Origin of the sequence: Desulfovibrio sp. OH1186_COT-070 (assembly GCF_003860215.1) — a bacterium.
Classification (GTDB): domain Bacteria; phylum Desulfobacterota; class Desulfovibrionia; order Desulfovibrionales; family Desulfovibrionaceae; genus Desulfovibrio.
The window spans coordinates 1-204 of sequence record NZ_RQYH01000279.1; the positions used below are offsets into that span (position 1 = coordinate 1).

The 204-nt window shown below is 53.9% G+C and carries 1 pseudogene; it reads right to left on the bottom strand.

The window, feature by feature from the left end:
- Positions 1–204, bottom strand: a pseudogene (locus EII23_RS12845) (transposase); the annotation flags it as partial.

Genomic DNA, 204 nt, shown 5'->3' on the forward strand with positions numbered 1-204 from the left:
TGCGCATGCTTCCTTGCAATCAGATCTGGTACCTTCTGTAACAACAACTCTGAGCGGCATACCATGCGCATCCACGGCCAGATGTATTTTGGTGTTGAACCCCCTGTTGTGCGGCTCATCGCCTGGTTGCCGCCAACCGCTCCAGCAGCATGGGGATGCACTTTGCAATGGCTCGCATCAATCATCAACCACTCATAGTCAGGC